Origin of the sequence: Dyadobacter chenwenxiniae, from assembly GCF_022869785.1 — a bacterium.
GTDB lineage: Bacteria > Bacteroidota > Bacteroidia > Cytophagales > Spirosomataceae > Dyadobacter > Dyadobacter chenwenxiniae.
The window spans coordinates 205,534-228,186 of the sequence record NZ_CP094997.1; the positions used below are offsets into that span (position 1 = coordinate 205,534).

A 22,653-nucleotide genomic window follows, 5' to 3' on the forward strand; every position below is an offset into this window, starting at 1 on the left:
TAACTAATGACTATAAAGATTATAGGAATTAACAAATTGTCATCTTTTATCCCATACAAATAAGAAGCCATGATTCATTCTTTTAGCATTATTGTTAATACCACCATAGTAGCTATAAATATTGAAAAGTATGATAACTATAACTGCTCCTCTTAACGCAATGCTGACAAGAAGGTTTTTACGCTTCATTTTAAAAACATCATAACCCATATATCCAATTAGTACGGGTAACAGTATTTCAAGATAATGTATCAGCCTGTCAAACAATTCATGTCGGGAAAACATCGGCTTTGTAATAGCGTATAGGACAAAAATGAAGTAGAAAAATATATAGTGTCTATTTGGGTACTTTCTTAGTAATTTATAACCAAAAATTAGAAGAAACAGATTCCTTGCAAAGTGAAAGGCATTACCAAAAATAGACGCGTTGAAAAATAGATCCACTCTGGTATTGTCCAGAAGCGAATCGACATAGTCGGTATAGTTTAGCATTAAGCCCATATAATTAAAGAATAAAACTAACGGCTTCAACCCTTCAATAACAGCAGTTCCTACATACCAAGAAATTAGGTATGCAATTAGTATGAATATTAATTTAATATTTAGTAATTTTTTATAAAATATATATATCATTAAATAGGTGAAAATAGCGATTATACATGAAGAATGGATAAAAAACGCTGGAATAGCAAATAATAAGAATATGGCATACTTGTTTTTTAGTAAATAAGATAATCCAATTACAAGCAAGCCAATGGCAAAAAATTGACGAATTAGGTTTTCCGCATATAAGCTGTATAACAAATACATCGGTGCAGCAAATAAAACTAGATGCTTTTTTTCCCGTAAAAGAAAGTATAAAGAAAATATAAATAAAAAGCTAGTTATAATAAACAAAACCGGAGATTCAAAACCAACCAGGGCCAAAAATCTTATTATCCAAAGGTACAATGGATCTATTTCAGTTCTGTAGAGGTTTCCCTGCTGCATGTATTCAAAAATCAGGCGATTTTGCATAAAGTCCACGCCTACGTCGTACCGAAACCCTTCAATAATGGAGTATACCAAGATGGGTATACTCGCAAGTATGACATACCTAGTATCATTTACCCTATTAGATATGCTATGCCCTGGTAGGTTGCTCGGGGCTGTTTGTGTCAATATGGATATATAATAAGAACTAGTCAAAATAGTGACCAAAATTATTGTGTATACAATGTAGGTTTCAAGCATAAATAATGGAATATACTAGTATTGACAAACGACGAGTACTTAGATATTAGAAGGTAATTTTTACATCGAACTATGTTACATAAGTATGATTAATGTTGTATAGCCATTAAACTGTCAATTGAACTTATCACAACAGTTTATGTAAAAATCTATTTATATAATATTTTACTATATTGGTGTATTTAATGTTTTTTGCCAGCGAATGAAGTGAAACAAATTGATATAAAAATTGAACCTGATTTAATGAATATTTTGAGCCACCGTTCATTTTTATAGAATTATGTGTGTTATATAGAAATATCTCATTTCCGTAAAATGAATTGATAATATTTAATTCATAAGGTTTCAAATCCATTTTGAACGAACGAACTACTTCAAAGTTCATTTTTTTTGGTGTCAGATAGTATTGTTTGTTTTCTCGATTATTCTTCTCTCCATAAAAATCTACACAAAGATCTTTGTCATCCACCTTCAAGTATCTGCCCATAAATTTACGCTCGAAGAATCCATCGTAACATATTGTTAAATCCGTTCGCTTTATAAATTGAAAACGAGATTTATTTCCATATTGAAGAGGCACCTGAAATAGTGAGTTGTTTAAGGTATTATGAGTGCCAGAATCTCCAAAGTTAGTTGATAAAGAAGTATATGGATAGACAAAATACTTGTTATTTTCAATACAGTACCTATTGTGATACTTTAACCAGGAGCTTTTCGGCCAATTACAGATTGTCTTAGGTAAATTTGGCATTTCGTCAAATTCCGCCGAATTCGCAGTGTACCACTGGGCAAACTCTTTCCACTGCTTGCGCATCCACACCTGGCCCCAAGACTGGGCACAGTTGATAAAGTATACATCAGTATCTGATTTTTCAGAAAAGAAAAGTAAGTTGGCGTATTGATTGATATTGAAGTTGTATAAAGAAATGCCTGCAATTTCGAGGTCATCTTGATAAAATGAAACTGCTTGACTGGCGAAATGATAATAGTTATGTGATAAATAAATGTCATCCTCTAGTACAATAATGGAAGCATATTTGTTGAGCAGTTCTCCAATTCCTAGTATATGTTTGCGGAGGCCTAGGTTTACAGAATGCTCGATCACGGTTTTAGTACCATATTGCCACTCAAAATTTTTTGCTATCTTTACTACTTCGCGATGCAAATCTGAATCTTGATAATCTATACTTAGAATCAAATCTATATCATTGTGAGAATAATTGGCAGACTGTATAGAATACAAGATCCTTTCCAGGGAAGAAGGCCTGTTAAAGGTGACAATTACAATGGCAGGATTTTCCACAATTAGATTACTTAGAATTAAGGATAAACAACGGCTTAAATGTTTTTAGTATCAATATACTCAATGTCTGGATTAAAGAATATCCCTGCAATAAAACCCTTCAAAATAACATTTATCTTTTTCACTGTTTTTCTAGAGCCTATTATTGATTTGATCATAAAAACTGGGTATGTCAAACATTTGAAAATTCGTTTAATTAGTGTATTGTTTTGCTTAATTAAATATACATTGTTCCTGACTGCATAGAAATGAAATTTGATTCGATTGTCTTCAACTTCTTCATTGAGAGCCGGACTTTTTTCTAATGCTCTCATGTGTCTTACAACACTCGATCCGACGAAATACGCTGGTGTTATGGCTGATAATCTAGCGGTATACTCATAGTCATCGCCCCAAATGAAAAATTCTTTGATAGGTAAACCCACTTTTTTTATAGTAGCTGTGTTTACTAGAATCGATACAAACGTCGCTTGCTGTAATTTAATTAGCCCACTTTCGAATTTGTCGGCCCATACAGGGTAGTTAGTGTCCAAACTTTTATCCGAATTCAGAACCGGAACATTGATTATATTCCCATTTTTCCCTTTAACGAGGCTGGCTAAAAATGAAAAATCTGTGTTTGACTCTTTCACCTTAATTAGTTGTTCCAATGCGTCTGATAAAGGTATCACATCATCATCCATAAGCCATAAATAATCAAAGTTTTCTTCCATTGCCGCTTTTATACCTGTATGAAAGCCGCCTGCGCCGCCTGAATTTTGTTGCGTTATGATTTTTAAATCCTTCTGACTACTTAACCATTCCTCAGTACCATCCGTGCTACCGTTGTTTATGACAAAAAGACTGTCAAACCGGTACGTTTGCATTCTCAGTGCGTTAATACATTCTTTAAGAAGTGTTAACCTGTTATACGTTACCACTAAAACGGCTATTGAGTATTTCATGTTTAACTAATATTTTGTTAAAAAAAGATATGAGTTTCTTTTCAATATAAATATGAAACAGGATGCCTGTCATAACCGATATACACACCAATATTAAGACCAAAAAATCCAAGTTTAATTTTGATGCAAAATGAGTTTTTTGCAGAACTGAAATGATGACTTTGAAGCATGTTTGATGCACTAGATATATGGCGTAGGACGCATCACCTAATAACAGTAGTTTCTTGTTATGAAAGAAGTTTGATCCCATTTGTTTTTCAAGAAATAACAATCCAAGTGCAAGGGTTGCACTTGGAATTCCCCAAATGACAATTCTTTGCCAAACATTTTCACCTTTAAGAATTTTTGAAGCTTCTGATATTTCTCCATAGCCATTATATATAAGGTGTATGAAAAAAGCAGCGGTTATGGCTAACAAGAGTGCTGGATAGATAATTGGTTGTGCTTTTAAATCTTTGTAAATTATTGATAAGAGTATACCAAAGCCAAATTCCAAGATCATTGGATTTGTGACAAAATTAAAGTGAATTTCCTTACTTGGAAACAAGATTCCTAATAATGTTACAACAACCAAGATCAATATCAAAAGGTGATCTTTGTATTGAACAACTGATAATAACATAAGTAAAGAAACCACTAGGTAAAACAACCATTCGAAGCTTAATGTCCAGCCGATGTGCAGTATCGGGTTCTGAAATATCTCGCCTGATTCAAAAATAGGAAGTATAGATATGGTTTTAAGGGTTGACTGTGTAGAAAACGAGAAGCTGTTGCTCAGCATCATGAAACCCAAAGCGATTACACTAGCTGCATAATACGCCGGATTAATTCTGATAAACCTTTTCTTCAGAAATATCAACGCCGCTTTTGGTCCAACTTCCTTCTTTGAGATATAGGAAATGATGAAGCCTGATATAACAAAAAATATATCTACTCCAATTGCACCAAAATTCTGCAGATGGTGAAAGCCTTGTTGATAAGATTGGCCTAAACGCATTTGCTGGTCGATAGCATGGCAGTATACTACTAGTAGGGCTGCTAATGCGCGAAGATATTGAATGGAGTTAAGTTGTTTCATTCCGTAAATAATTATCCGTTTCCATCAGTTCAAGAGCCTCTCCAATCACATGATGCATGTCCATATAACGATAAGTTGCTAAGCGACCAAGAAAACTGAAATTGGTAAGCTTTTTTACTTCATTTTGATACAACTCTAACATTTCTAAATCTTTTGAAAGTCTTTTAGGATAGTAGGGGATGTCCGCTTCTGAAGTTTCCTTACTGAACTCTTTAAAGTAGATCGTTTTGTCGTGATTCTCCCATGGTGTGAAGTGTTTGTGCTCATGAACGCGAGTGTATGGCACAGTTGCGTCAGCATAATTAATGACTGGGTTCCCCTGATAATCTCCGGAAACTATATTGCTTTCAAAATAAACGGTCCGGTAACTTAGACGACCGTATTTATATCCAAAAAACGCATCTATTGGCCCTGTATAAAAGATATGATCATAGTCCAATGTATCCCCTTCATAGCTAAAATGTGTGTTTAACCGAACGTCAATGCAAGGATTATCCAGCATTTTTTCGAATATATCTGTATAACCATTCCTTGGAATGCCCTGAAGCTGCGTGTTATAATAATTATCGTTATAATTAAATCGGACGGGAAGTCGTTTCAAAATTGAAGCAGGTAGTTCACTTGGCTCACATCCCCACTGCTTTTTTGTGTAACCGTAGAAAAATGCTTCGTATAATTCCTTTCCTATAAATTTCAATGCTTGTTCTTCAAAATTACAGGGTTCTGTAATAGTCTTATCGCCAAGGGTTTCTATAAAGTTTTGAGCCTCTTTTGGATTAAATGTTTTAGAAAAGAACTGGTTGATTGTATGCAAATTAATCGGCATTGAATATACTTTTCCGTTATAAACAGTTTTTACCCTGTTAACGAAAGGCACCATTTCACAAAATTGATTAATATATTCCCATACCTTCCTATTATCAGTATTAAAAATGTGTGGGCCATAAGTATGTACCATCACTCCGGTTTCGTCATCTCTCTTAGTGTGGCAATTACCGCCTATATGATTACGCTCATCTATTATTACAATTTCGCAATCCTGCTTTTTACTTAATCTTTCAGCGATTACAGCTCCTGTAAATCCAGCGCCGACTATTAGGAATCTATTTTTTTTCATATCGTTTTGAGAGTTTGAGTATTACCGGTTGTAGTTGACTGTATATTGCGGATGGAGCAAACTGCCTTGCATCAATAGGGTTTATTCCATTTCTCCTTAAAACAATATACATGCTTATGGTTATCACAATTTCTGTAACCAGCCAGTTTATAGCTGTTCCGATGTATCCAATTTTTTGAACCATGAACACATTAAGTATGACGCTAATAATTGCGCAGGAAGCGGTTATTCGGAAAAATTGTTTATCCATTTTTAGATTCATCATTATTTGTATTCCAAATACATTACTTAGAGCGATAATCAATGGAATGAATGTCAGTAGCTGAAATACAGGGATGGAAGGCTCAAATTTATTTCCATAAAACATTTTTAATACCATTGGACCTGTAAGTAGCATAGCAACTCCACTAATAGCGGTAAACAATACTATGACAGGCAATATTCTGTGAACCGTTCTTAACCCTACATCTTTCCCTTCTCCAAACGCCTTTCCAATGTAGGGATAAAGTGCCATTGCCAGGGGAAGAGTAATCACGGAGCGTGCTACTTCCATTAATTTCTGCGCCGCTGAATAATATCCAACCTGGGTTTCACTTTGAAATAACCCTAGAATTATAATATTCGAGGTCGTGTAAAGACTTATCACCATTAGTGAAAAAAAGACAACCTTTTCTTCCCATAAAAGGTTAAATATTTCGCCTAAACCTACTTTATGAAACCGTAGGTTATATTTTCTTACCGCCCAAATATATGAAGAAACGGCAACCACAATTTGAATTAGACTCGTAACCAATGGCTGCCATACGTAGTCCTCTCTTTGTTGAACTACGATCAAAATTGTAAAAGTGAATAAGAGCTTGCTTATTAAACTCAACCATGCAATTTTGGGCAGATCTTGCATTGCTTGAAACAGCCAATTCTGAGTAAAGACGGTGCCAATACAGGCAATAAATGAAAATACTGCTACCTTTTTTTCTAGCGCCAGAGGAGGGAAACTAAAAAGACAAATAATAAATATAAATGTTGAAATTAGAAACAAAAGCAGTTTGCAGGCAAATACTTCGTTGAAAACCTGATTTCTAAGCGAAGTATTTGCTGGATCTTTTGAAATTTTTCTAGTGGCTGTTAAGTCAAAACCATAGCCAATCAATAAAGTAAAGTAGGCCATGAACGAGGCCGCGTAACTAATTACTCCAAATTTATCTGGCCCTAAAATACGAGAGATAACTGGAACCGTAATCAGAGGTAAGGCGTAGTTTGTAACTTGTACAACGCCCAATGAAATGATATTCTGAAACAGTCCCTTTTTACTCATATTCTTCTTTGTCAGTTCGACTCATGTCTAGCCTAATTAATAATATCTAGTACTGCTATTCTGGCTAGTTACGTTCTTCCCAATATTTCATTCAAAATAATTCAAAACACCAAATCCTTCTTTCAATAGCAATTGATCTTTTTGGAACAAACGTAAATCAGAAGTTGCCATATCTTCAATTAGCATATCAAGTGTATGCTTAGGTTTCCATCCAAGTTTTTCATCACATTTTCCTGGATTTCCGATTAACAGATCAACTTCGGTTGGGCGGTAATATCTTGGATCGATTTTCAGGACAGTAGTTCCTGTTTTCAAATGTTCACCATTTGCAATTCCCAGTTCTGCAAGGCGAGCTGTGTCAATCGCAGATATTGTGCCTACTTCATTTTCTTCCGTACCAGTGAACGTTAATTCAACGCCTAGGAAAGCAAACGTTTTACGGATAAATTCACGAACACGCGTTGTTACACCGGTTGCAATAACAAAGTCTTCAGAAACTTCCTGTTGCAAAATCAGATACATCGCCTCAACATAATCTTTCGCATGTCCCCAGTCGCGTTGCGAATCAATGTTCCCCATATAAAGGCAATCCTGTAACCCCAAAACAATCTTGGCAGCAGCTCTTGTGATTTTTCGTGTTACAAAAGTTTCTCCGCGTAGTGGAGATTCGTGGTTAAATAGAATTCCGTTGGAAGCGAACATTCCATATGCTTCTCTGTAATTCACCGTAATCCAGTACGCATACATTTTTGCAACTGCATAAGGAGAACGTGGGTAAAACGGTGTTGTTTCCGATTGTGGAACCTGCTGTACCAATCCGTATAGTTCCGAAGTCGAAGCCTGATAGATTTTGGTCTTTTTGGTTAAACCCAATAGGCGCACCGCTTCAAGAATACGAAGTGTGCCAATTCCATCGGCGTTAGCTGTATATTCCGGCATCTCAAAACTTACTTGAACATGGCTCATCGCAGCCAGGTTATAAATTTCATCCGGTTGAACTTCCTGAATGATCCGGGTAAGGTTCATCGAATCGGTAAGGTCGCCGTAATGTAGAATGAATTTAGGGTTAGCTACGTGCGGGTCTTCATAAAGATGATCGATACGGTCCGTGTTGAAAAGCGAACTTCTGCGTTTCAGACCGTGAACGGTGTAACCCTTGCTTAGTAAAAGTTCAGACAGATAAGCTCCATCCTGTCCTGTTACCCCTGTAATTAATGCTACCTTGTTTGCCATTGTATTTATCGTTAAGTAAAAGTCTAATTTTGATTTAAAAAGAATATTTTTGAGCAAAGAGCTTGATTCCGAATGCTGTATAAGGGCTTGATAGAGCCAAATTCAGTTGACTAAACCGTATACACTTCCTGATTTGCTAAGAAGTCTTCGTAAGCCAGAGCAACTCCTTCTGGCAATTCAATGGTGTGCTTCCATCCCTGTGCGTGCAGTTTCGAGACATCCATGAGTTTCCTTGGAGTGCCGTCCGGCTTGGAGGTGTCCCATTTTATTTCACCTTCATAGCCGGTAGTTTTAGCAACCAGTTCAGTCAATTCTTTGATAGACAGGTCTTCCCCAGTTCCGACATTGACCAATTCGCGACCATTGTATGTTTCCATGAGGTACAAACATGCTTCCGCCAGATCGTCTGCGAAAAGAAATTCACGTTTGGGTGATCCCGTTCCCCAAGCCTCCACGAAAGGTTTATTTGCTTCTTTTGCTTCGTGGAATTTGCGGATCAAAGCGGGCAGAACATGAGAGTTTTTCAGGTTATAATTGTCGCCGTAGCCATACAAATTCGTCGGCATTACACTTATAAAGTTGCAGCCATACTGATCATGATATGCTTCGCAGAGTTTAATTCCGGCAATTTTTGCGATGGCATAAGGTTCGTTTGTCTCTTCCAACAAGCCCGTCAACAAATAGTCTTCTTTTAAAGGTTGTGGAGCCAGCTTTGGATATATACACGAGGATCCCAAAAACATGAGCTTGCTCACTTTATGGAGATAGGCCTGGTGAATTACGTTTGCTTCAATCATCAAATTTTCATAAATGAAATCTGCCCTGTATGTGTTGTTGGCCACGATTCCGCCCACTTTGGCGGCTGCGAGAAACACATAGTCAGGTTTTTCTTCCGCAAAAAAATCGGCAACATCCTGCTGATTGCGCAAGTCCAGTTCAGATGAAGTCCTTGTTACAATGTTACTGTAACCCTTCTGGCTCAGCGCCCTGTGAATAGCGGATCCAACCATTCCACGATGGCCGGCTATGTATATTTTATCTGATTGTTTCATTATGCTTCCTGGATTTGGGTATGGCCATTTAAATACGACGTATTTAAATGCTTGAAATTTGTCGGTCTTCTTTGCTGATTAGTTAACGAGTTCAGGCTTTTCGCGTTCGAGTCTCTCATAAATCTTCTTCACATCCTGCGAGCTTGATTTTGCTAAAACCAAGATGGCATCGTTGGTCTCTACAAGAACAATGTTACTTACGCCCAAAAATTCGACGTGTTTGTCAGAGCCAACCACGCAATTGTTGTCCTTAAAGCGGTGGATTTCTCCTTGACCTTCCCAGTGCTCCCAGATAGACTCAAAAGAGCCCAGATCCGACCAGCCGAAGTTTGCCTGAACAACCTTGATCTTCTCAGAACGCTCCATCACCGCATAGTCAATGCTTTTAGAAGGAATCTGCATGGTCTCATTTTCGGGAAGCAATCCTTCTGTCTGATTTTCATAACAGGTTAAGGCAGTTTGAAGGATATCAGGTTCGTAGCGATTCAATTCTTCAAGATAGACACCGGCCCGGAAACAAAACATGCCGCTGTTCCACAGGAAATTTCCGGAGTCAATGAACATTTGCGCAGTCTGTTCGTTCGGCTTTTCCCTGAACGACAGCACTGTGTTGCCGCTGTATTCGATATAACCATATCCTGTTTCCGGCTTCGCAGGAGTAATCCCAAATGTGACCAGATAATCCTGCTCTGCCAGGGTAACCGCTTCAGCAATGGCATCCGCATAAGCACGTTCATCAGTAATAATGTGATCCGACGGTGTTACCAGTAAAATGTCATCCGGTTGCACAGCAAAAGCGGCAAATGCAATAGCAGCTGCAGTATTTCTTGGCGCCGCTTCAACGATCTCTGTGAAATCAGTCACACCTGCACGCATCATATCAGCCTGGGAGAGGAGGTAGTTGTCTTTGTTTCCTACCACCAGCGTACTATCAACGGATAGCATACTTCTCTCCGCGGTAAGTTGAAAAAGCGATTTGTCCCCGAACATGGGAATATATTGCTTAGGCATGGATTTCCGGGATACAGGCCATAAACGGCTTCCTACTCCTCCCGATAATATAACATGAATAAGTTTTGACATTTTTTTAGATGTTAATCCTTTACTTATTTTCCTTGCCTCTTCGAAAGCTTGTTTTCAGCAAAATAGCCTGGGAAGATTGTTGGTTATTTGGAAGTTGAGTAATCTTGTCAAGGGCATTGTCCACATACGTTGCCCGCTCATCTGGTTGATAAGGCAACATTTATGCACCGAAACTAATGGGACCTGGACTCACTTCTGCTATTTTCCTAGTTTATAGTAAGAACAACTAAATAAGACCTGATTGAGGTGGTTGTGGAACAACAACGAGTTTATACAGCCCGCTGGTTATGTTGGGAAGAGTCTGCGAATGCAACAGGTAATTTCCTGGCAATCCTGTAAAGTTAGATCTGTATTTTTTCATATAACGTTGAGTTAAAATGGCAACATATCAAATGACAATAATCTAATCTTCATTTTGATAGTAGCCCCAGCTGTTGTAGCTAACTAAAAATAATTCAATTTGTACTAAACTGCAAATTTGCGGCGCAAATCCTGGTTATTTTACAATTAATGCTTTGATAGATGGTATTGGCTAGATTCTGCTAATGTTTCAAAACATATATCCATATGCAACCCGCATATGGATATATGTTTTGAAACATTATTATCTACCAACCAATTTTTTAAGACGGGTACCCATGTTCTGTACACGACCTTCGGTTTCCTCTGCATAATATCCGTATCCATAACCACCGTAACCGTATCCGTAACCGTATCCTGCGCCATAGTTAACACCATTAAAGATCACGGCAAGATTGCTGAAACGACGGGCGCGTTGAAGCTCGCCAATTCGCTTTAAGTGATCAAGGATAGTGTAGTTGAAACGCACAAGGTACAAAGTTGCATCAACGTGCTCTGCAATAAGGGCAGAATCCGTTACCAATCCATAGGGTGGAGAATCGATCAAAATATAATCATACTTTTCACGAAGTTCTGCCAGCATTACCGGTAATCGGCCGTTGCTCAAAAGCTCTGACGGGTTAGGTGGTATCGGACCGCTGGTCAGTACATCAAATTTTGGGTGGACGCCTGAGCTTTGAATAAAATCTTCATAGTGGCCCTGGCCAATCAAACAGTTCGATGCACCAGTTTTGTTTGAAACTAAAAGACGTTCATGCAATGTCGGCTTCCGTAAATCCAGACCAATTAATAGTACGCGTTTGTCGGAATATGCCAAACTTGCCGCCAGGTTGATACTGATAAAGCTTTTCCCTTCACCACCGATCGAAGATGTGAACATGAGTACGCGGCAAGTGCCGTCACCCAGATACTGGAGGTTCGTTCGTAATGCCCTAAACTGTTCAGCGACAGCACTTCTACTTGTCATTTTGATAATGCTTTCCTCTCCGGGCTGGCCATTTGCAGCTGTTTTCATCTGACCTATTTCTCCAAGAATAGAAGAGTGGGTAACATTTTCAATGTCCTCTCTTGTTTGGACCCTGTTATTTAGTAAGAAAAGCAGATTAATCAACAACAAAGGAAGTATAAGTCCTGCAACACCTGAACCAAGCCATACCAGCATTTTCTTTGGCTTAATTGGTTTGAAAGTAGAAATCGGCGCATCGATCAAGCGGCTATCTGTAACAGTAGATGCATAAGCCAAAGCTGTTTCTTCTCTTTTTTGCAAAAGATACAAATATAACTCCTCCTTGATAGCTTGCTGACGTTTGATGCCTACGAACTCCCTTTCTTTTTTAGGAATGCTGCGAAGACCGGCAGAGAACCTTGTATTGATTCCTTCCAGGTTATTCTTCGTTACAGCCATCCCACGCTTTAAGTTCTGCACGTTCTCGCGAATTGACTGCCTCGTACCCGCTAATTGCGTATTAATGGTCTGTAATAATGGGTTATTTGGAGAAGTTGTCCGAGCATATCTTTCTCTCTGCAGCTCCAAATCATTAAATTTGGTCAAAAGTGATACCAAAACGGGATCATCTATCATATAGGTTGCGGGCGCAACAGCACCTTCCCCGGCATTCTGAATATAGTTATCTACACTTTCCAGGATGCTGATCTTCGTATTTACCTCATTTAGTTTGGAATCGTTTTCCTTGATATTTTCCAGGAAAAGCTGGGACTCAGCACTGATGTCTGTAATGCCTTGATTTGTCTTATACGACTCAACATCTTTCTCCACATCGCCAAGTTCGCCGGTTATCAGGCCAAGACGATTCTCAATAAACTTTAATGTGTTACTAGCTTCACTATTCTTGTCGTTCAGAGACGATTGAATATATACATCCAGTAACTTGTTTAAAACATCCTTCGACCTTTGAACATCAACATCTTCATAGATAATTTCCAGCACCGTGCTTTTAATATTCGGTTGTTGCACACTTACCCTTTGCAAAATACTTTCGGCTAGATTCTTAACATCCGTAAAATTAATTGTGATGTCCTTGAATTCAGAATCCTGCCCCTTGGTTACAATGAAAGCTCCCCAGCTGTTATTAAACCTTTGGTTAAAAGTAAATAGCTGCTCTTCGTCATTAAACCTGAAGTGCGCGCTATCAACCATGTGAATGGTCATTGGCTCTTCGTATGCGAATTCTGTAATAACTTCCGGCTTGATTTTAACTGGTGTCTTACTATATAAGTCGACGGTTCTCAAACCATCCTTGGTTGTATACGTCACATCCAGGCCCAACTCTTTAACTACCTGTTCAATGAGGGTCTGTGACTTAAAAATCTCCATTTCATTCTCAACAGTCTTGTTTCCGCCGAACTGCGAACTCATTTCCGTCAGAATGTCCCCCTGCGAGCCGCCAAGGCTTTTTTCCTCCTTGATCAGGATGCTTGTTTTTGTGCTGTAAACAGGCTGGGAGATTTGCAGATAAAAGAAAGCGGCAGTCAGGAAAAGAAACAGAAAGATTGGGAACATGTACCAATATCTTATCAGTCTCCTAATGTATTCATTAAGGTTAAAGCTCGGCTCGTTCTCCTCAAAGCCTTTACGATTCGAATTCAGATCTTCCATGAGTTGAGTATGATTTCTTGGTTCACTAGGTTAACAATTAATTGGTCAAATTCAGTATAAGGATACCAAGCGTGCTTATCCCTCCTACAATAGTTACGAGCAATGGCACTGTCCTGATCCTGCTGTCCGTATCCAGCATACGCGCCTTCACCGGTTCAACATAGATCACATCGTTTTTATGGAGATAATAGTAGGGAGAGCTGAATATATCTCTTGAGGTAAGGTCAATCCGTGCGTATTCGCGCTTGCCGTTTTCTTCTCTGATGATCATTACATTGGCACGGTTCCCGTATATGGTCAAATCACCTGCAAGACTTAGCACTTCGGGAAGTGTGATTTTTTCGTCAGGAATTACGTAGACCGCGGGAAGCTTTACTTCGCCCAGTACGGATATTTTGAAGTTCAGGTTACGTACAATGACAGAAGGCTCTTTCAGGTAGTTTTGCAGGCGAATCCGGATGGAGTCTGCTGCCTGAGAAGTTGTTAGTCCGGAAACCCTCATTTTACCGATAAGAGGAATTTCAATGTCTCCTTCCATATCTACCAAATAACCCAGCGGCTGCAATCTTGAGCCGCCAATGTTTGAATAGTTAGTACTTGAAGTGGTAAATAAGTTAGGCGTATTAAAAACTTCATTAGCCTCGGCATTCAAACTTCCCACGATAATGGAAAGGATATCGCTCGATTGAAGTTTAGGAATATATTTTTGGGTAATTTCTTGAGAAGAGTAGCGCGAAGAGTCTCCTTGGAAATATACAATCGTTTTTGGGGAGACGCAAGAAGTCATTCCTCCCATCATCGCCATGCCGGCGACAATCAATAAACAGCAAAATCTTGTTAAATACGTAAGATCCAATTTCATAAATACGCGATGAGTAAAATATATTTTTAATGTAAATGATTGTTATTCAACTTGTTCTATGCGTCTTCAAGTAAATAGGGTAATTTTTAGTCAAAGGGAAACGCTTATCAAAAATGAAGTGGAAAAGCATTGTGACCGAAGGTAATAAAGTTTGTTCTTGGTAATGTACAACTACAGACTTTATGAAATTCTATCACAAATATAGAATAAATTCAATTACGGTCATCAAATATTTATAAGTTTTTCGTTTTGAAACGGATAACTTAATATCCAGTTGTTTTTGTTACTTTTCTGAATCATATCCAAATGCTGGATTTTGTGAGCGTCAGTGCCTAAAAATGTGATTAAATTATTTTTTAGCAACCATTCAGCCATTTTCAGGATATTTTCTCCGTAGTAACCACTAAGTGAGAGGACGTTTACTTGCAATTCGCAGCCTTGATCCACTAGTTTTTTGTAGATGCTGGGGTCCGAATAGAAATAAGTATATCTTTCGGGGTGAGCAAGAACAGGCTGATAGCCTTTCTGAACAATGGCAAACAGATTTTCAGTCGTGTTCAACAAAGGTGTTGAATAGGGTAACTCCACCAGCAGCCGATTCCCGGGCAATGTTAACAGCTCGCGACCCTGAGCAATCATTTCATTGAAATGTTCATCAATGAAATATTCCGCTGCGGCGTCAATTTGAATAGTCAGCCCTGCATCACGACTGGCTTGTCTTACTTCCTGCAGTTTTTCACGGATTATTTCTGGGGTGTTCTTATAGCAATCCCACATGACGTGGGGCGTTGTCACAATCCTGGAATACCCAAGCAACTGCATTTTAGAAACCATATCTACCGCTTCTTCGATCGTTTGCACACCATCGTCTATTCCTGGAAGCACATGAGAGTGTATATCGATGCCTATGGATTCCAGACTTATGGTTTTAGATTTTTTCTTATCAAATAGCCAATTCAGCATAATATTTTTCGGTTCAATACTTACGATAATAATCTGCGTAAGCTTTCACCGGATATTGAAAATGTTTTAGTTGATTTTATATTAATTAACGTGCTCTTGGAACTAGTCTGCAACTACCACGATTTGGACAGTTTTATCCAGGCGCCGGTTGAATTATAAAGAAGAGAACCCTCGTCCAACGCAAAGCCCACATTCAGCATGGTATTATATTTCATTCTGCGACTCGCCTCAATGATGGAAGAGAATTGTTTTTCTTCCTGGAAATAAGGTGGTTTGGATGGAATACGGATATCATTTAATGAATGGCCCAACGGACTGGTTCCGTAAGTTCCGTAGTTGAGGGAATAATTCAGTCTAAGGATTACGCTCCAACTCGAAACGGCAAGTTCTGTCGCAGTGTGAAACGCGGTTATCCGGTTATTTATGTAAAATTCATTGGCCATCGGCAGGTCGCTTCGACTGTAAGTCCTGCTTGTAATCAACGGGTTACCAATGTTTTCTCCGCGATAGCTCCAACCTTTTACGTAGATATAGTTGTTGTAATAATCTTCATCGCCTGATGGGGTAATCTTTGCATCTGCCTCACCTCCCTGGCTTTTGGTGGCCACATACTCAAACAAGATTTTTTTCAAGCGAAAGCCGGTGGTCGACTTGTCGAAGTTCTTATTCGCAATACTCAGTCCAAAAATGCCATCCTTTACATTGTTCAAATGGTACAAGCCTCCAACCTCGAAAAAGAACTGGTGATAAGCCATGATCCGAAGTGCGCCGGCGTCAAACTCAATTGCCTGGTCAATAGAACCAAGATGGTTGCCGACTTTCGAACGGGGAAGGCCTATGTCATCTCCACCATAACTTTGACCGAAGATCACCCGCTTATAGGTTTCCAGCACGGAAAGCTTAAAAAGCGTCGGATTCATTTCTTTTTCATTTCCCCAGAAAACCTGGTGATTAAAGCCACCATAAATTCTAAAAGGCCAGTTTTCCGTCCCAAGACGGGCATAGGCAGATTTTTGATGAAAGTAGGAGTTAACCGTGCTGAATCTTGCTCCGTTCCTTACTTCGGTATTCCCAAGCCACCCATGCGCAAAGTTCCCCTTCACCGCCAAAATTCCTTTCAAAAATGGCAAATCCCAAAATTCAGGAATAGAGATCTCCACTTTGGGAATTCCCAGGCTGTTGCCCGAAACAGAGAAGGCTCCGGACGAGAGAGTAGAATCAACAAGCCCCATGATCTCGCGGCTGCGACCTGCTTTCAATTGGAAAATGCCTAATCTTCCTTTCGCATATCCTTCAATAAGGATCAGCTCTGAATTTCTGCCGATATTCAATCGGGGTTCTACATAAAACCCCCAGTCTGTAAGCTTGTTTTTCCTGTTTAGTGAGTAGTTATGACCAATGTTGCCTATTAGAGAAAGGGAAGGTCCATCAAGTGGAACACTGCCAAATTGGTTGGAACGCATCCAGAACGGCACTTGCTTATTGGATGTAACTGAGGCCATCGCGGCCAGGCCAAGCCTGATAGGTTTATCGGAATAAGCGTCCAGGGTGTCAGCGCTGGAAGGGCCGGTAGTGCCAGTGGATTCTTGATACGGGCTTCCCTTGGTTTCAGACAATACTATCCCTGTGAGCAAACAGATTAATAACAGGATACGAGCGTGCATGCATTAAATATGTTGAGTAGCTTAAAAAGACTTCCTAATTTGACTCAAAGATAAAGGCTTTATCTTAAAATATTTATATTAATGTTAGTTCATTACAAAAAGTTATGCGCTTCACTGCCCCGCCATCGCCTCCTGATGCCGCCACAAATCCTGAAAAACGGCGCTCCTAACCCGCAGTTCCGCAAATGTCCCCTCATCCACCAAGTGCCCGTCCCTTAAAATATAAACGTAGTCAAACTTAGTCAGTAGGTGCAGTCGATGCAATGTCGATATAACAGCTTTGTCCCTGAATTCCTGGAACATTCTGTCGTAAATCTGCGATTCTGTTTTGGGATCTACGCTGCTGGTGGGCTCATCGAGCAGGATGATTTCGCTGGTTCGGGCTGCCAAAATGCCTCTTGCCAATGCCAGCCGCTGTTTTTGTCCGCCGGACAGGTTGACGCCTTTTTCCTGAATGTTTGAATCCAACCCTTTGGGCAGTTTGGCAATCACATCTGTAAAATGGGCCGTTTTGCAGACCTGCATAATCTCTGCTTCCTCAAAGGGCAGTCCGAGCGTGATATTATAGGCGATAGTATTTTCAAAGATTTCGGGATCTTGAGGAAATAAAGTGATTTGAGCCGCTAATGTCTGCATGTCAGCCGGTTGCTTGCCGTCAACCAGCACATTGACGCCTTTCTCAGCTTCATACAAACCTCTCAGCAATGCGAGTAGCGTGCTTTTTCCACTGCCACTTTCGCCGATAAATGCAATTCGCTGGCCTTTTTTGATGCGAATGTTGAGTCCATGCAAGCTGTGTGCTTGGTTTCCACGGTCATAAACCTCGCCATGCGAGAAATTAAGATCCCGGATTTGGATCTCTTGCCAATGATCGGGTAGGCTTTCGGCTGCATCCGGGCGATGCTGTTTCTTATAAGTTTCTGAAATCAGGCGGGCTGTCTGCACTTCCGTGTTATACCGAATGATTTCGGTGTATTGCCATGCAATGTCCTGAAACACACTGGTAAACTGATTGACATAACTCAAAAGCGTAACCAGGCCACCCACCAGGAACACTTGCCCGGGAATGTAATTTTGATAAACATATCCAATGGTAACCACCACATAGATAAGGACAATAAACATACTGGCTACAAACCACTTCCATTCGTTGATTGTAATTGATCTCAGAAACGGCGGAAACGCATCATCGACTTTGGAGATCAAACTGATTTTCATTCGCTTTTCAAGGCGCAGGGTGATGACGGTGATGATGTTGGAAAGACTGTCAAAAAGTGTGGAAGAAACAATATGTTCCTTTTCATTGGTCTCTTCCAGTGCCTTTATAAATGGTTTATCAAACTTGAATATTACCCAGATATTAATTATTCCGATCAATACGCCAATCGCCCCGAAAATCGGCGAAAACCAGACGATGGCAACAAAAGAAAATATGAATTTTGCAAAGGCGTGCAGAAACATAAAGCCGTTCTGGAAAAAGTCACGGAGTGCTTCATAGGCCTTACGGATCCGGTTGATGGTGGCGCCGCTGTGATGATCCTGATGCCATCGGATGGGCAAATGCAGTGCCTGGTGGTACATCTCATCCAGGAAATTTTTGCTCATATCAAATGCTAGTTTGCGCTCCATAATCCTGGCAGGGCCGTGAAATGCCCACTCGCCAATGCTCAACAGAACGTAACCTCCCGCATACAGCCACACATTGTCAAGGACATTTGACGGGTCCTTTTGAATAGACTCGACAAACCAGCCGTAAAGTAGGGGATTGGCCGCAAGCACCAGATTTGCCATGATAAACATCGCGTAAACAAGCACATAGCGTTTTCGCTGCTGCCGCGCGTAGCGCCAGGCAGTCGCGAGAAGAGAAATGTAGGGGTTATTCATGGCATTTATTAGCGCCGGCAAAGGTAACAAGGTTCTCTCGCAATGCTTTCGGTGCGGGCTATTTAATCAAGCTTAAAGAGTAGTTTTCGCCCAAATCTGATTTAAATAATAAACAGTTCACATCACTGAAATACAAAACGCGTCTTGCTTTTTTATGAAAAGAACATTGGTTACATTATGTATGGCGCTTTTCTTGGGCGCTGGATTACAAATTTCTGCCGTGGCGCAGGATGGCTGGATATCACTCTTTAACGGAAAAAATTTTGATGGCTGGAAAATCGGAGCAAATGCTTCCTCATTTACTATAGTGGATGGTAACATTCAGGTAGCAGGGCCGAGGGCTCATTTGTTTTATGATGGTCCGGTGAAAAATCACATGTTCAAAAACTTCGAGTTCAAAGCGACGGTAATGACCAAACCTGGCGCGAACTCCGGAATTTTCATCCATACTGCCTATCAGGAAGATGGATGGCCTTCGCAGGGTTATGAGGTGCAGGTAAATCAGTCACATACAGATTACAAGCGCACAGGAAGCTTGTATAATGTAGTCGATGTGAAAGAAACCTACGTAAAGGACAACGAATGGTATACAGAATACATCAAAGTTGAAGGAAAGCACATCACCATTAAGATCAATGATAAAGTCGTTGTCGACTATGAAGAGTCGGATGTGGACAAAAGAGAGGGTGATATGAAAAACAAATTCCTGAAAGCCGGCACATTTGCATTGCAGGCACACGATCCTAAAAGTGTGGTGCTATATAAGGACATTATGGTTCGCCCTTTAACGGAATAAGATCTTTTAGAAATTACATTCGCAACATGGAAGATGTTGTCCGTTTCGAATCAACATTGGATCGCCTCCCAGGAAAGGGAGGCGAATTTTATATGATCGTACCTGACGAAGTTGCCATGCAGTTTGTTCAGGGTCGCAAGCCTGCGCGGGTGAGGTGCCTTTTGAATGATAAGGTTGATTTCCAATGCGCGATTCGGCCCAAAGGTGGTGGTGGATTTTACATTAATATAGGCACGCCGCTTAGGCAGGAAGGCAAGTTTGTACTTGGGCAAAAACTACACGCCGAAATACGGAAAGACGAAAGTGAATTCGGTCGGGATATGCCCGAAGAGTTGTATGAACTGTTAGAAATGGATGAGGAAGGCAAACGCCTTTTCCATGAATCATTACCAAGCCGCCAGCGGGGCATTATTTATTATGTTGCGGGTGCAAAATCCGTTCAGGTGCGCGTTGACCGGGCCATTATGATGATCAACAGGTTGAAGGTCAAGTAATGGCTAACCTTCCCTGCCGCTTACGCCGCGGTACTGGCTGGGCGAGATGCCCTCTGATTTTCTGAATTGCCTTCCGAAATAATTAAGGTCCGAAAAACCGAGTTGATAACAAATATCTGTCACACTTGCCCTGGTGTCCAGCAACAGATGCTTCGCTTTTTTGATCTTCTCCCTTAAAATAAAATCAAGCGGACTAAGGCTGTATTCCCGCTTGAATGCCCTGTAAAACGATGCGCGGCTCATACAAGCCCTGTCGCTAAGCTCCTCCACCTTGATGTTCTCATTGATATGCGTGCGTATATAGTTGATCACAAATGCTAGCGGACTGTCCTCCCGGGTGAAAGCTGCGCCATCGGTCGCTGCCAGGTTTTGCGTCTGAATGATGTGGACGACCAGTTCTTGCAGGGTCAGATCAGCCAGAACGTCTTTTCCCAAAGACGATCCCGAGCAAATGTGGATCAGTTTGTTAAGTGTCTGGGCCAGCTCGACATTGTTTAGAAAATGATACTGACTGTGATGCAGATTCCAGTATGCCTGCCTGCCTTCCCGGGGATAAGTCTCATTTAATCTATCGACGATCTGGTTGATCTTGTTCTGATCCAGTGCGAGCGCAATGCATTGGGTGGGGTTAGCTTTATTCGCTTCCGGAAAATCGATCTTCATTGTTACATGAGCAGGCACCAGCACAGTTTCTCCCGGCAGATAATCAAAACCGGGTTCTTCAAACAAATGCATCACTTTCTTGCCTCTGAGCATGCTGGTAATCACAAAATCCGAAAAAGTCAATGGTACGAGCTGTGATGCTTCCAGTGTTTCAAAGAGATTCAGTTCGCAGTTTTCCAGCGTAAAAGCCCTTCTGTTTTCGACCAGGGTTTTAAGTGATTTTTCCGGAGAAAGTGCCACTGCATTAAGTTTGTATCCCGCTGCCATAATGTTGATCTGCCTGTATTAAGGTTGCCTATTGCACATTGATAAATATAATTCTTTTTTGATAAAATGAGATATTTATCCTAAAATCTGAAACGATCGTACCAATCAAGAACGGCCTTATGCGCTAGGTTTGTATTTATAAATTAATTTAAATCAAGATTTAAACTATGGATACGACCACAGACAACCCGCGAACTCAATCTGAGTCTTATGCAAGCGAGACGCTTGCGAAAAGGCCGGAATTCAAGGAAAAATACGGGAACTACATCAATGGTAAATTCGTAGAGCCGGTAAAAGGCGAGTATTTTGAAAACGTTTCGCCCATCGACGGTCAGGTTTTTACCAAGGCTGCACGCTCTACCAAGGAGGATATTGAACTGGCTCTGGATGCCGCTCATCATGCATTTCCTTCATGGAGCAAGACAGCAGCCAGTCAGCGCAGCAACCTGCTTTTGAAGATTGCCCAGGTCATTGAAGATAATCTTGATTACCTGGCTATTGTTGAAACCATCGACAATGGTAAGGCAATCCGCGAAACGCGCGCGGCCGATCTACCACTATGCGTGGACCATTTCCGGTATTTTGCCGGCGTGATCCGGGCAGAAGAGGGCAGTGTTTCCGAGCATGACGAAAATACGGTTTGTATCAATTTACATGAGCCGCTGGGCGTTGTAGCGCAAATAATTCCCTGGAACTTCCCGCTGCTGATGGCCACCTGGAAAATTGCCCCTGCGCTTGCTGCCGGATGCTGCGTGGTAGTGAAGCCGGCAGAGCAAACGCCGACTTCAATCATGATACTTATGGAGCTGATCGGGGACATTCTGCCTGCTGGTGTTTTAAATATTGTTTCAGGTTTTGGTGTGGAAGCTGGAAAGCCTCTGGCATCGTCCCCTCGCGTTGCGAAAGTTGCCTTTACCGGGGAAACTACTACTGGCAGGCTCATTATGCAATATGCATCCGATAATCTGATTCCGGTTACCATGGAACTTGGCGGCAAATCGCCAAACATTTTCTTCCCCTCTGTGGCGGACGAGGATGATGCGTTCTTCGATAAAGCAATCGAAGGTGCAGTGCTATTTGCACTCAATCAAGGTGAAGTCTGCACATGTCCATCACGTATTTTGGTGCACGAAAGTATTTATGACAAATTCATGACGCGTGTCATTGAGCGGACAAATGCAATCAAAATGGGCCATCCACTCGACAGCACCACCATGATGGGGGCGCAGGCTTCCAATGATCAGTACGAAAAAATACTTTCTTATTTGAAGATAGGCAAAGAAGAAGGCGCCGAAGTGCTTGCCGGCGGCGATGCGCAAACATTTGAAAACGGCATTTCGGGTGGTTACTACATTAAGCCTACAATTTTCAAGGGTCATAATAAAATGCGGGTCTTCCAGGAAGAAATCTTCGGTCCGGTCGTGTGTGTAACCACATTCAAGACGACCGAGGAAGCTATTTCGATCGCAAATGATACGTTATATGGGCTGGGTGCGGGCGTATGGACACGTGATGCGCACGAGATTTACCAGGTTCCACGGGCCATTCAGGCAGGACGCGTTTGGGTTAATAATTATCATGCTTATCCGGCTCATGCGCCATTCGGAGGCTATAAAAAATCGGGTTTTGGAAGGGAAAATCATAAAATGATGCTGGGCTATTACCGCCAGACCAAAAATATGCTTATCTCCTATGATAAGAACAAGTTGGGCTTCTTTTGAAAAT

18 protein-coding genes are annotated in these 22,653 nt (G+C 40.7%); 3 read left to right on the forward strand and 15 right to left on the reverse strand.

Annotated elements, in window-relative coordinates; all coding sequences use genetic code 11:
• Positions 1-39 precede the first annotated feature (39 nt).
• The 14 genes from MUK70_RS00775 to MUK70_RS00840 form a co-directional block, all read right to left on the reverse strand.
• On the reverse strand, positions 40-1,233 hold the full coding sequence (locus MUK70_RS00775; RefSeq protein ID WP_234655807.1) for an EpsG family protein: 1,194 nt from the start codon (positions 1,231-1,233) through the stop codon (positions 40-42).
• 127 nt (positions 1,234-1,360) lie between these two features.
• Entirely contained in the window at positions 1,361-2,536 is a 1,176-nt protein-coding gene (locus tag MUK70_RS00780) for a glycosyltransferase family protein (protein WP_234655806.1), read from the reverse strand.
• Between the two features lie 35 nt (positions 2,537-2,571).
• Positions 2,572-3,480 carry a glycosyltransferase family 2 protein gene (locus MUK70_RS00785; RefSeq protein WP_234655805.1) on the reverse strand — a complete coding sequence of 303 codons (909 nt, stop codon included), beginning with the start codon at positions 3,478-3,480 and terminating at the stop codon, positions 2,572-2,574.
• Positions 3,443-4,558, reverse strand: coding sequence for an acyltransferase family protein (locus MUK70_RS00790; protein WP_234655804.1), 1,116 nt, complete (start codon positions 4,556-4,558; stop codon positions 3,443-3,445). Before MUK70_RS00790 ends, MUK70_RS00785 begins: the two co-directional genes overlap by 38 nt.
• On the reverse strand, positions 4,545-5,675 hold the full coding sequence (gene glf / locus MUK70_RS00795) for a UDP-galactopyranose mutase (RefSeq protein ID WP_234655803.1): 1,131 nt from the start codon (positions 5,673-5,675) through the stop codon (positions 4,545-4,547). Before glf ends, MUK70_RS00790 begins: the two co-directional genes overlap by 14 nt.
• Positions 5,662-6,990: a flippase gene (locus MUK70_RS00800; protein ID WP_234655802.1), complete on the reverse strand. Its 1,329-nt coding sequence runs from the start codon at positions 6,988-6,990 to the stop codon at positions 5,662-5,664. Before MUK70_RS00800 ends, glf begins: the two co-directional genes overlap by 14 nt.
• Before the next feature lie 87 nt (positions 6,991-7,077).
• A complete protein-coding gene (gene gmd, locus MUK70_RS00805; RefSeq protein WP_234655801.1) occupies positions 7,078-8,223 on the reverse strand; it encodes a GDP-mannose 4,6-dehydratase in 1,146 nt (381 codons plus the stop codon).
• 110 nt (positions 8,224-8,333) lie between these two features.
• A complete protein-coding gene (gene fcl, locus MUK70_RS00810; RefSeq protein WP_234655800.1) occupies positions 8,334-9,275 on the reverse strand; it encodes a GDP-L-fucose synthase in 942 nt (313 codons plus the stop codon).
• 78 nt (positions 9,276-9,353) lie between these two features.
• Positions 9,354-10,358, reverse strand: a complete 1,005-nt coding sequence (locus MUK70_RS00815) for a mannose-1-phosphate guanylyltransferase (RefSeq protein ID WP_234655799.1) — start codon at positions 10,356-10,358, stop codon at positions 9,354-9,356.
• Between the two features lie 604 nt (positions 10,359-10,962).
• Complete coding sequence (locus tag MUK70_RS00820) at positions 10,963-13,335, reverse strand: GumC family protein (protein ID WP_234655798.1); 2,373 nt, start codon at positions 13,333-13,335, stop codon at positions 10,963-10,965.
• Between the two features lie 37 nt (positions 13,336-13,372).
• Positions 13,373-14,197: a polysaccharide biosynthesis/export family protein gene (locus tag MUK70_RS00825; RefSeq protein WP_234655797.1), complete on the reverse strand. Its 825-nt coding sequence runs from the start codon at positions 14,195-14,197 to the stop codon at positions 13,373-13,375.
• 225 nt (positions 14,198-14,422) lie between these two features.
• Positions 14,423-15,160, reverse strand: coding sequence for a tyrosine-protein phosphatase (locus tag MUK70_RS00830; RefSeq protein WP_234655796.1), 738 nt, complete (start codon positions 15,158-15,160; stop codon positions 14,423-14,425).
• Positions 15,161-15,273: 113 nt separating this feature from the next.
• Positions 15,274-16,824 carry a capsule assembly Wzi family protein gene (locus MUK70_RS00835; protein WP_234655795.1) on the reverse strand — a complete coding sequence of 517 codons (1,551 nt, stop codon included), beginning with the start codon at positions 16,822-16,824 and terminating at the stop codon, positions 15,274-15,276.
• Between the two features lie 111 nt (positions 16,825-16,935).
• Positions 16,936-18,708, reverse strand: a complete 1,773-nt coding sequence (locus MUK70_RS00840; RefSeq protein ID WP_234655794.1) for an ABC transporter ATP-binding protein — start codon at positions 18,706-18,708, stop codon at positions 16,936-16,938.
• Positions 18,709-18,862: 154 nt separating this feature from the next.
• Here MUK70_RS00840 and MUK70_RS00845 point away from each other — a divergent pair, with 154 nt between their 5' ends.
• Together MUK70_RS00845 and MUK70_RS00850 are read left to right on the forward strand one after the other, a co-directional pair.
• Positions 18,863-19,504: a 3-keto-disaccharide hydrolase gene (locus tag MUK70_RS00845; RefSeq protein ID WP_234655793.1), complete on the forward strand. Its 642-nt coding sequence runs from the start codon at positions 18,863-18,865 to the stop codon at positions 19,502-19,504.
• A 26-nt stretch (positions 19,505-19,530) separates the two neighbouring features.
• Entirely contained in the window at positions 19,531-19,998 is a 468-nt protein-coding gene (locus MUK70_RS00850; protein ID WP_234655792.1) for a YdeI/OmpD-associated family protein, read from the forward strand.
• A 3-nt stretch (positions 19,999-20,001) separates the two neighbouring features.
• Here the strand turns inward: MUK70_RS00850 and MUK70_RS00855 are convergent, their stop codons facing one another.
• Positions 20,002-20,928 (reverse strand): AraC family transcriptional regulator, encoded by a 927-nt coding sequence (locus MUK70_RS00855; RefSeq protein WP_234655791.1) that lies wholly within the window; start codon positions 20,926-20,928, stop codon positions 20,002-20,004.
• Between the two features lie 167 nt (positions 20,929-21,095).
• Here MUK70_RS00855 and MUK70_RS00860 point away from each other — a divergent pair, with 167 nt between their 5' ends.
• Positions 21,096-22,649 (forward strand): aldehyde dehydrogenase family protein, encoded by a 1,554-nt coding sequence (locus tag MUK70_RS00860; protein WP_234655790.1) that lies wholly within the window; start codon positions 21,096-21,098, stop codon positions 22,647-22,649.
• Positions 22,650-22,653 lie beyond the last annotated feature (4 nt).